A 9,911-nucleotide genomic window follows, 5' to 3' on the forward strand; every position below is an offset into this window, starting at 1 on the left:
ACACCACGAAGAGCACCTTTTTCTTTAAAGTATTCTTGATCGCGCTTCATCTTAGAGCTTAATGTACGAACCGAAAAGCTTTTAAATAACTTATCAAACTTATCGCCATCAACACCTTGCGCAACAAACACATCTTTCACGTCAGCTAATTCATTAAATTTAGCACGCTTAGTGTGAATATGATTAAAAATAGCTGCGATAAGTTTCTCTTTTTGAGGAAGTACTTCAGCAGTTGCAAGTGCTTGGCTCATCATTTGTTGGTTTTCTGGATTACGAACACCCACAAAGTCAACGTGACTCTTTTTAAACTTAACATTTTTATCTAGTTTAGGCTTAAATTCGCTGATCAGTGACTCGTAGTTATTACACGCCGGGCAGTAAAAAGAGAAAAACTCTTTTACTTCTGGCTTTTTAGTGGCACGTTCAGCAATAACATCGTAATGGACGCCTTCTTGGTAGTCCGCCGCAAAGCTTGTTGCTGCCATCGGTAATACTAATGCAAGTAACCCTGCTTTAAGTAGTTTAATCATTCTTATGCTCCAAAATTTATAATGCTAATAAAAACGCAATTAACTCATCAAGTTCTTGTTGGTTTTTTATGGTGTTAATATTGATTTTGTATTTATCGTTAACAATAAAAGTAGGTACACCAGTTAACGCACCTAACTTTGAATATTTTTTTTGCTTATCTTGCATTGCTTGCTCTGCGGCAATAATTGGCATGCTTGCAATCGCTTGGTCAAATGTGTCGCTATCAATTCCATTTACTTCCAATAGCTTTTTAAGGTCTTTAACTTCTGTTAAAGGCACACCTTGAATATGGATACTTCTAAAAATTTGGTCAGCTATATTTTGTGCTTGCCCTTGTTGTTTTGCGATTAAGTAAGCAAAGCTTAAATTACTTTGTGCCTGTGGAGATACACCACCTAAAAAGTTGACGTGACTTTTAACAAAATCAGTGCCTTCAGGCAGTTTTTTTTCAATTGCTTTAGCCACTGGTTCAAATTTAAAACAGTGCGGACAATAAAATGAAAAGAACTCTGTTACCTGTGGTGATGTGCTTTTTTCAGTTTTAATAATCGTGTATTGGTTATTTGCCTCAAACTGTGCAGCAAAGGCTGCAAAAGGTAAACATAAAAGAAGTAGGCTCAGTTTTAGTTTTGTAAGCATTAGTGTCTCGTTGTACTCGTCATTAAATAATAATTTACGGCAATAACTTTAACGGCGGTTCTTGCAGTGCAGCAAGTTGTTCTTTAAGCGCTAAAATTTGTTGCTCCCAGTATTTGTCATCAGCAAACCATGAAAAGTTCCGCACAAAAGCTGGATCGCTCCACCTTTTTGCCACCCATCCCATGTAGTGAATAATACGCATTGCTCGCAGCGGTTCAATTAATTTGAGTTGAGCGTGGTCAAAATCACAAAATTCTTCATACGCTCCCACCAAAGTGTCTAACTGTAACAGTTGCGTTGGTCTGTCGCCACTGAGCATCATCCATAGATCTTGAATAGCAGGCCCTTGACGACTATCGTCTAAATCCACGAACATTAGCGCATCGCCAGCCCATAATATATTGCCTGCGTGGCAATCGCCATGTAAGCGAATACTATTTGTATCTTGATACTGCTTTTGTGTCTGCTCAATTACCAAATCTAAAATAGTATAAAAAGCAGTGCTTAATCCCATTGGCACCAAGTTACTTTTTTGAAGATGAACTTTAGCTGTATGCAAATATTCTTCACAGCTTATTGTTGGTCTGTAAGTAAAGGGTTTGGTTTTAGCTACTTGGTGCATTCGACCAATTAAACGTCCCATAACATCAAGCTGATCTAAATTATCTACTTCAAATAATCGCCCACCCACACTTGGGAATACCACAAACATATAGCCCTGGTGTTCAAACAAGCTTTGTCCATTATGTAAAACAGGGGCTACAACGGGTACTTCAGCGTCAGCAAGCTCAAAAGCAAAATCGTGCTCCTCTTGAATTTGTGCTTTACTCCAACGCTCGGGACGATAAAACTTTACTACGTAACGCAGACCGTCTTCGGCTTTAAATTGATAAACTCTATTTTCATAACTGTTAAGCGCTAGTAACCCAGACTCGGGATAAATACCTATGGTTTCTATCGCATCAAGTATTAAATCTGGGGTTAAATCTATAAAGCTAAATTTGCTCATGCTCTTCTTATATAAATGAAAAGCGGGTTAAACCCGCTTTTGTTATTGCTATATTTACCGAATTAGAAAGTACGGCTATCGCGCTCTAAAAAAGTTGCTCGATTGCGAAATTGTTTCATCCGGTTCATTAACTGGCGACAATACAAAATTAAACTCTGTTATAGGCGCTTTTAAGTCATAAGGGTCCATAACGAGTGATAATGGCACATTATGCGATTGACCTGCTTGAACAGTAAATACTTGTTTACCTATGTATTTAAAGTTTTCTAGCCCTGCCACTTTAATGTTAAAGGTTTGCTCATATTGCGCCTTATTGATGACCTTTAAGGTATATGTGTTTTCAACCAAGCCATTAAAGTCGACACGATATAGCTGATTTCGATCACGAATAATATCAAAGTCCATTGGTTTACGCAGTGCAATATTTGCAACAAGCGCGCCTGTTAGCAACACTAGTATGACCGTATACCCAATAATTTTGGCTCGTAGAGGGTTGGTTTTATTTTCTGGCGTCTCAAGATTACGTTCTGTGGTATACGAAATTAACCCTCGCGGGTACTCCATTTTATCCATTACGCCGTCACATGCATCAATACACGCACCACAATTTATACACTCAGCCTGCAAACCGTTTCTTATATCAATGCCTGTTGGGCAGACTTGTACACATAGGTTACAGTCAATACAGTCACCTATTTCTAAATCAGCGTGGGCAACCTTACGTGAGCGAGGGCCCCGGCTTTCACCTCGGCTTTCATCATAGGTTACTGTGTAGGTATCTTTGTCAAACATTGCCGACTGAAAACGTGAGTAGGGACAGATATGCAAACACATAATTTCACGCATCCAGCCTGCGTTGCCATATGTACACACAGCAAATACTAAAATGCTCACTAGTGCATAACCGCCAACATTAAAGGTTATAAAATCAGGGAGTAGCTCTCTTATCGGTGTGAAGTAACCAACAAACGAAATAGAAGTATACAAAGAAAACAACACCCAGCTGGAATGCTTAGCTGTTTTTCGCCAGAACTTGTCAAAGTCCATAGGCCGTTGATCGAGCTTTTTACGTTGATTTGCTGTGCCTTCAAGTTTTTCTTCAAACCAGATAAAAATGAATGTCCATACCGTTTGAGGACAAGTATATCCGCACCAGACTCGTCCATAAAATGTAGTTACCAAAAACAGCGCAAAAGCCGCCAGCATGAATATAAACGCCAGTATGGTGAAGTCTTGAGGCCATAAAGTAAGGCCAAAAATATTGTATTTTTGTGCTATTAAATCAAATAGCACGGCTTGCTGGCCGTTAAAGTTTATCCATGGCAAAACCATAAATGCGAGCATGCCTAAAAAACCAATGCGCTGTCTTAGTAATTGGTGAAGACCTTTTACGGCTCTCACATAAATGCGGTTACGGGGGTTAAATCTATCATCTTGACGGCTTAAATCCGGCTTTTGAATTTTTACCTCAACAGGAATGTTTTTTACTTTAATCTGTTTGTCCATCGAAGTTCCTCAACACCGCTTGGAAAATAAAAGCTGAGCACTAATCAAATGCTCTATACTCATAGTGTAGCAAGTAACTTGCTAAGTAAGACTTGTTTAATGAATCATAAATTAAATACTTTCAGATATTTCAGAAATATCTAACTTTTGTTAGTTATTATATCAATATTGGCTAAAATTACTGGTATAGATTACAACTAATTTATTCATCTCAGTTACTTGCTTTTAAAAGGCAGTTTATTACACTGCTTGATAATTCAACCCTATTTAGATCAAGGTTTACGTATCCATGAAGAAGTTTATTATTTTGATAATTGTGATCCTTGCGTTTTTTACCATTGATCATCCACTTGTAAAAGAACCACGCGAAAAGCTATTAGGCGAAGGTATTGGCTTTTTAAGTGATGCAAGTAAAGTAAATAGAAGCCCTGCTGCTAATTTAGCAAAAAACAGAATTAGTCATGAGCTAACACTTTCAAGCTCAGAAAAAGAATACGTAGAAAAAACATTCACCACTGATGACGCAGTTCAGCTATTTAATTTGCGCTACTGTCGTGAACGCGACTTAAACCTTTACTTCTACGCTGAACGCTTAAATAAAGTGTGTAAAATAGTGTCTGAATCACTCGAGCAAAAACGGGCTAAATAATGGACTTTTCTAATTTAAACAAAAAAACCAGTGATTCGTTTCACAAGCAACGTAATATGCTTAAACAGTTAGCACAAGGTAAAACGCTAAAATGCGAAAAATGTAATACGGTACTCACACTCGATTTAGCCACCTGCGAAGTGGGAAAAGGCGTGGTGAAGTGCAAGCAAGGCTGCACAGATATTATTTTAGACCTTGGCGCTTGATATTAATTAAAGCGCCATTATTAAAAAGTTTAACGCTAACTACTCGTCCCAGCCATCATCGTTATACAAACCACTATTGAGCGCCACTATTTCTACTAGCTCTGCAAAACCAAGTGCAAAATCCCCCATAAGGTCATATTGTTGCTCACACAACTGCAATGTATTCATTGAATTTTGTGATGCTATTTGAGAGATAAGCTGTGTATCTAATGCAAAAAAGCTGAGGGTTGCTTGTGCGGTTTCTAAGGCCTCTTTGTACTGTGCATCTAACTTCGTTGCTGCTAATAGCTTTTGCGTGTAAGCATTACTTGCTGTTAAAAAGCCTTGGCTCCACTGCGAGCAAAATGCACTGTCGTACTGTAGTGGCAGTTTATACCCTACTTCAAACACCTGTTCACTTATTTGATGGTAAAACGCCATAAATAAAAATAGCGTTTCTTCATCTAATTCGTTTGCTGAATTATTGAGTATCACATCAACCCATTCGTGCACATCAAGAGGGTCGGGTGAACATATAACACCAAACAAATAACCTTTGCTTTGTTCAAAGGTCATAGCTTGAGGTTGGGTATTTAGAAATGTGCTGAGCTGCTTAGCATGCAGCTCAGTAAATTGCGGTAGTTGCATTAAAACTCTTTATATCAAAACAATTAAAAATTGAGCGGGTAACGGCCTTGGCTATCTGGTCGGCCTAAAAACTTAACCGCATCGTGAACATCTTTTGGTAAGCTAGCATCTGGTTTTACATACCCTGCCACGCTAAAGTCAAAGTTAGCTTTAAGAGTGGCATCGGCTTCAAGCCCGAGGGTGTTATCAGGGTCGATTAATATTGCCACATCGCCCGACTTACAGCTTAACTTGCCAGCCAGAGGTCCTATATTAAACCAACCATTTAAGCCTTGCACGTCGATATTTGGGCTCGCTATTTCACCCTTTAATGATTCACAGTAAGGAGCACCTGAGGTGTATTCATCTAGCTCAAGTATTACACGCCCCTTTGCTGTAACAGGCAACGGTAACTGAACTCGTTGCATAGCTCGCTCTACCGTTGAGCGAACTAAACCATCTGTTACTTTTAAAGTATGATTAAACAATCCATAACTGACGGTTGCATATCCCGATATATCAGTGCGTTCGCGAGCATTTCCAAACTTTATATTAGTATTTAAATTGCCAGTAAATAATGCCCAACCGGCGATATCCCAGCGCACATTGTTTAACTGCTCGCCATCAAAACGAACTTGCATTAATTGGCCTTGCCATACAGTGCCTACCGCCTGCCCTACTTCTAACTGCTTAGGAAAATGAGGTTTTGCTAAATCAAGCGCGATAGCAGCGGGTAATTTAATAATACAAAACACAATAAAACTAATTAAAAAAACAGCCGATAGTGTAATTATTTTTTTCATTTATTAATTCTCTAATACCAAACGGCTTACTCTTACATAACCCGATTTATCGTCGCGACTTAAATCTAAGTTTTCGATTTTTAAACCATGCTGATTCACTAATTCATCGAGCCATTCTACTAGTTTATTAAACTCTACTGAGTCGAGCGTTAAACGCAGCGAACCATCACTAGGCTGCATTTTACTAATATTGATTTGATAGCGACTGCGGGTAGAGTTAACCACTTGGCTTAGATTTTGACTACTCGCAACACGCGTATTACCCGCTGCTTTTAGCTTTACTATGCTTTCGTCAACCCACACGAGCAAAGCCTGTTGCTTAATTTTCGATTGTTCCGCTTTTGTTATGGCGTTATTTAACGGCCTGAATATCCCCATCACAAGAATAAAAATAACAAATATACCACCAGCAACCATAATAAGTTGCTGCTCTTGTTCTTTTAAAGAACGCCAGTATTTTATCGCTTGTGCTTTCATGCAGCACCTCGCAATTTAATCTCACCTACCACAAAATCACCATCGTTATTTAAAGACCCTTGCTCTACCGTTAAGCCTTGCTTTTCAAGTATGGTTTTTACTTTACCAAAGGTTTGAAAGTCTTTAGCACGCGCGCGAATACGTAACTCGTTTCTTCGCTTGTCGTAACGTAACGTTTCTGGTGTGAACTCATTCACTTGTGAAAATACATCAACCAAATTAGTCGTCAGCTCTAAAAAACCGGATTCATCAGAGCCTTCTATTCTATCTAATGCGCCTTTAATCTGATTTTTTATCAAATTAGGATGCACTTTAGATCCGGGGAATGCTGTCTGGTATCGCTCAACTACTTGGTTTTTTACTATATCGACCTGAGAATTAAGCTGTTGCAACTCAATTGCCTTTATAACTAAAGTAGAGCCCAATGCGACGGCTGTAAAAATTGCCGCGCCTTTCCAGTAACCCCACCAGAGCGCGCTCTTCTTTTTAAGCTGGTAAACACCTTGGCGAAGGTTGAATTTAACGTTATTTAATTGCTTAGCAAATAAAGCTAACGGGAGATCGTACTGACTTGTTTGCGCTTGTAAATTAGCCCCCTCTGGGAAGTCTTCCGCTGGGCTAAAGTGTTTAACCTCAGGGTTACCTAACGCAGTCAAGTAACCTGACAACCAGCTTAATTCAACCGCACTAATATGCCATGCCCCTTGCTTAAACAGCCACTGCTGATTGAGCTCTATAGCACTAGCCTCTCCCTCACCTACAGAGGGTAACAACAGTGCATCAGGTAATATTTTATAAACAGGCAGCTCATGTTCAACAAACAACGCGAGCCATTGCTCAAACCATTCGCGGTCAGTCATAGCAACCTGAATAGCATGCTGCTCACCAACCATAGTTGCTTCGCCTATAGCTATATACAAATCGTCTACATCGCAGGCTATATCTTCTTCAAGCATGTAAGGGAGTGCTTGCTCTAATTTGCGATTCCACTTTGTGGGTAGTGTTACCGTTTTTAATTGCACTTGATCGCTCGGCAATAAAACAACCACTTCCCTGTTGGCTGCTTTTTCACTTAATTCATTCAAATTGCCTGCGCTTGATAGCTCACCACTGGCTATTATTTCTTGTTCTTGTGGTGAATATACAAGCCAATTTAATCGTTCTTGTTGGGTTTGACCCGTACGGATCAACAATATTTCTGTCACTGTACGCCTCCAAATTTTCGCGCCAGTATCGTTACTTCGCCGTCTTTGGCGTGCAGTAAGGTGGTCATCGAAAAACGCAGATCTACAAAGTTTGCCTGCGTTTGTAATTTAAAATATTCGCTTTTAATACTAAATAAGTCTTTCACTGATTCAGTGTTTGTACCGCCTTGTTGCTGTACCTGTTCAAAAAATTCTTCTAAAGAATCAAAACCTGTTTGTGGCCTTGCAGCAATAACAGCCTCTGCAGCCGACAAACTTAAATTATCCATCAGCGCGCTTAGTAGTAAAGCCTGTTCTGGTGCTATTGTATTAATGTTAATTAAAAGCTGAGTGCTCCCCGGAATAACACACACATAAGGCAGTACTTTTTCCATTACTAGCGGGTTAAAGCCTTTTACCAAGCGAAGTTCCGATGGAGATGCAAATAAACTATTAGCAGTCATATACGGAAATTTACGAGATAAGTACTCTCCCTCTTCAGCACCTGAGCGATAGGTTATGCTATTTTCATCCAGCCAGTCGAACACGCTATCAGCCATTGCTTCTTCCGATTCATCCGCTGGTAAATCTTCTATATTTTCAAGTAAGGCAAACAGTGCTTTGTGTGCAGGGTTTGTTTTATCAGCGCTATTTGTATCGGGTTCAATTGCTATAGCGTTTAAATTTAAACATGATTGCAAGTCAGTAATTGAACCACTTAATGTGCCGTTATCAACTGGGTATGCTGCGTTACCTTGTGTTGCCCATACTTGATCAAGCGTTGTTTTATCTGGGTCATCTTTCTTGCTTTGAATGAGTCCTTTAATAGCCAACTCTTCAGCACCGTAAGCATACCATTTTGCTTGTTGGTGACCTTGTAAATTAGTACTTTTTTGCACTTGCACCATTAAATTAGCACTCATTTCTACGGCTAAAATAGCAGCTAATGCAACAATAAATAACACAATAACCAGCGCTGCTCCGCGCGAAGACTGCCTACCCATTACTTTTACTTCCTTGCCCAGGAACTAAAAATACACGGCGAATAGGTTCGGCCTCTATTTGTTGTAAAGTAACCGCAACCGCTTTAGGCAATGCTTTTACTTCCCATTGTTCTTGCCACTTATTATCACTGTCTAAAAATTCAAACTTAAGCTCTTCGACGTTTTCTAATACCTGCTGTACACGTGGCTCCATATTATCAAGCTGATCAACGTACACGCGATACACACGCTCAAGATTATCATCTATGACCCTATATCCAACAGCCTGCAGCTCTGACCTAGGTAATAAATTTATTGGGTTTATCCAACCGTCTCTTACAAATGCAATGCCGTCATATTGGCTTTCAAGCACATAACGCCCTGCTAATAAATAATATTCTTGTACGTCACCAGACTCGTTTCTAACTGCACGTTTAGTCATTTGGCTAAAGTCTTGGTCCATAAGTCTAAACGTTGTTTGTAAACCATTAAGTTCCGCTATTTTTTCGTCCGATGCGTCTTTTGCTTTAGTTGTGCTATCTAGTATTTGGTGCGTAGAAATAACAACAAAAGCTAAAATCCCCAACGCAACCATTACTTCAAGCAATGTAAATCCGCGCTGCTTCACTTACTTTTTACCTTTATTTAAATACGTTGAAAGCTCATAGACTGACTGTTCGTACTTTTCATCGATAAATACATTTATGGTTAATTTAACAAAGCTTTTATCTGCAGTGGGCACAACCTCTTGCTGCCAAAACCATTCAACACCACCCATAACCTCACTACCACGTAAGTTATTTTTACCTTGCCATTGCTCGCCTTTTACCCGTTGTTCAATAATGACATTTTCAGCAACCCAGGAGGCATATGTTTGTTCTTCAATTGTTGTTAAGTGATGAATATGCTCGCCTGTGGCTTGCATTGCTGCAATACCCGCCATTGCACAAATACTCAAAGCAACAAGTACTTCTAACAAGGTAAAGCCTTTACTTAATGTCATTACTCTGGCTCTCTTCTTAAATTTACTGGTGCTGTAAATTCACCCTCAATAAAGTAAACAGGGTCACTTTGATCTTTTAGCTCAAGAATTAACTGAAATGCGCTTACTTCGCCCGACGATAAAATAAGTACTTGAGGTATTTTAAGCTTTTTAAGTTCGAGTAAGCTATCGTCTTCACCACCACTCATAAGCTCTCGCCAATTAGACTGTTCAAGTAGATTATCTTGAGCCCATGCAAGGTCTTCTAAGTTGAGGGTAAGCTTTAGGCGTGGCTCCAACTCTATGGGTTTAAATAACTCTTCTCTGTCAAAGGTT

At 39.4% G+C, this 9,911-nt stretch carries 13 protein-coding genes and 1 pseudogene; 2 read left to right on the plus strand and 12 right to left on the minus strand.

Annotation, left to right across the window (positions count from 1 at the left end):
* The 4 genes from BCG07_RS07150 to ccoG form a co-directional block, all read right to left on the minus strand.
* The coding region (locus BCG07_RS07150) for a thiol:disulfide interchange protein DsbA/DsbL (protein ID WP_286889545.1) at window positions 1-530 on the minus strand (530 nt) is incomplete at its 3' end.
* Window positions 531-546: 16 nt separating this feature from the next.
* Window positions 547-1,170 carry a thiol:disulfide interchange protein DsbA/DsbL gene (locus BCG07_RS07155; protein ID WP_286889547.1) on the minus strand — a complete coding sequence of 208 codons (624 nt, stop codon included), beginning with the start codon at window positions 1,168-1,170 and terminating at the stop codon, window positions 547-549.
* Between the two features lie 34 nt (window positions 1,171-1,204).
* Complete coding sequence (locus BCG07_RS07160; RefSeq protein WP_006794646.1) at window positions 1,205-2,179, minus strand: serine/threonine protein kinase; 975 nt, start codon at window positions 2,177-2,179, stop codon at window positions 1,205-1,207.
* A gap of 75 nt (window positions 2,180-2,254) precedes the next feature.
* On the minus strand, window positions 2,255-3,685 hold the full coding sequence (gene ccoG / locus BCG07_RS07165; protein ID WP_277053917.1) for a cytochrome c oxidase accessory protein CcoG: 1,431 nt from the start codon (window positions 3,683-3,685) through the stop codon (window positions 2,255-2,257).
* Between the two features lie 289 nt (window positions 3,686-3,974).
* Between ccoG and BCG07_RS07170 the strand changes: the two genes are divergently transcribed.
* Together BCG07_RS07170 and BCG07_RS07175 are read left to right on the plus strand one after the other, a co-directional pair.
* A complete protein-coding gene (locus tag BCG07_RS07170; RefSeq protein WP_008129647.1) occupies window positions 3,975-4,334 on the plus strand; it encodes a hypothetical protein in 360 nt (119 codons plus the stop codon).
* Window positions 4,334-4,540: a hypothetical protein gene (locus tag BCG07_RS07175; protein WP_277053916.1), complete on the plus strand. Its 207-nt coding sequence runs from the start codon at window positions 4,334-4,336 to the stop codon at window positions 4,538-4,540. Before BCG07_RS07170 ends, BCG07_RS07175 begins: the two co-directional genes overlap by 1 nt.
* 39 nt (window positions 4,541-4,579) lie before the next feature.
* Here the strand turns inward: BCG07_RS07175 and BCG07_RS07180 are convergent, their stop codons facing one another.
* From BCG07_RS07180 to BCG07_RS07215, 8 genes and pseudogenes are all read right to left on the minus strand, one after another.
* Window positions 4,580-5,167 carry a UPF0149 family protein gene (locus BCG07_RS07180; protein ID WP_277053915.1) on the minus strand — a complete coding sequence of 196 codons (588 nt, stop codon included), beginning with the start codon at window positions 5,165-5,167 and terminating at the stop codon, window positions 4,580-4,582.
* Window positions 5,168-5,190: 23 nt separating this feature from the next.
* The gene (locus tag BCG07_RS07185; RefSeq protein WP_286889551.1) at window positions 5,191-5,949 is read right to left on the minus strand and encodes a type II secretion system protein N; all 759 of its coding nucleotides are present in this window, start codon (window positions 5,947-5,949) and stop codon (window positions 5,191-5,193) included.
* Window positions 5,950-5,952: 3 nt separating this feature from the next.
* The gene (locus BCG07_RS07190) at window positions 5,953-6,426 is read right to left on the minus strand and encodes a type II secretion system protein M (protein ID WP_010558132.1); all 474 of its coding nucleotides are present in this window, start codon (window positions 6,424-6,426) and stop codon (window positions 5,953-5,955) included.
* Window positions 6,423-7,631 carry a type II secretion system protein GspL gene (gene gspL / locus BCG07_RS07195; RefSeq protein WP_058430369.1) on the minus strand — a complete coding sequence of 403 codons (1,209 nt, stop codon included), beginning with the start codon at window positions 7,629-7,631 and terminating at the stop codon, window positions 6,423-6,425. Before gspL ends, BCG07_RS07190 begins: the two co-directional genes overlap by 4 nt.
* Window positions 7,628-8,614: a type II secretion system minor pseudopilin GspK gene (gene gspK / locus BCG07_RS07200; protein WP_006794638.1), complete on the minus strand. Its 987-nt coding sequence runs from the start codon at window positions 8,612-8,614 to the stop codon at window positions 7,628-7,630. The genes gspL and gspK overlap by 4 nt, the downstream gene beginning before the upstream one ends.
* The gene (gene gspJ, locus BCG07_RS07205; protein WP_286889553.1) at window positions 8,607-9,221 is read right to left on the minus strand and encodes a type II secretion system minor pseudopilin GspJ; all 615 of its coding nucleotides are present in this window, start codon (window positions 9,219-9,221) and stop codon (window positions 8,607-8,609) included. Before gspJ ends, gspK begins: the two co-directional genes overlap by 8 nt.
* Window positions 9,222-9,596 carry a type II secretion system minor pseudopilin GspI gene (gene gspI / locus BCG07_RS07210; protein WP_006794636.1) on the minus strand — a complete coding sequence of 125 codons (375 nt, stop codon included), beginning with the start codon at window positions 9,594-9,596 and terminating at the stop codon, window positions 9,222-9,224.
* Window positions 9,596-9,911: pseudogene (locus tag BCG07_RS07215) on the minus strand (type II secretion system protein GspH); the annotation flags it as partial. The gene gspI and the pseudogene BCG07_RS07215, both read right to left, overlap by 1 nt.

The organism is Pseudoalteromonas sp. ESRF-bin5 (genome assembly GCF_002632075.1).
Taxonomy (GTDB): Bacteria; Pseudomonadota; Gammaproteobacteria; order Enterobacterales; family Alteromonadaceae; genus Pseudoalteromonas; species Pseudoalteromonas marina.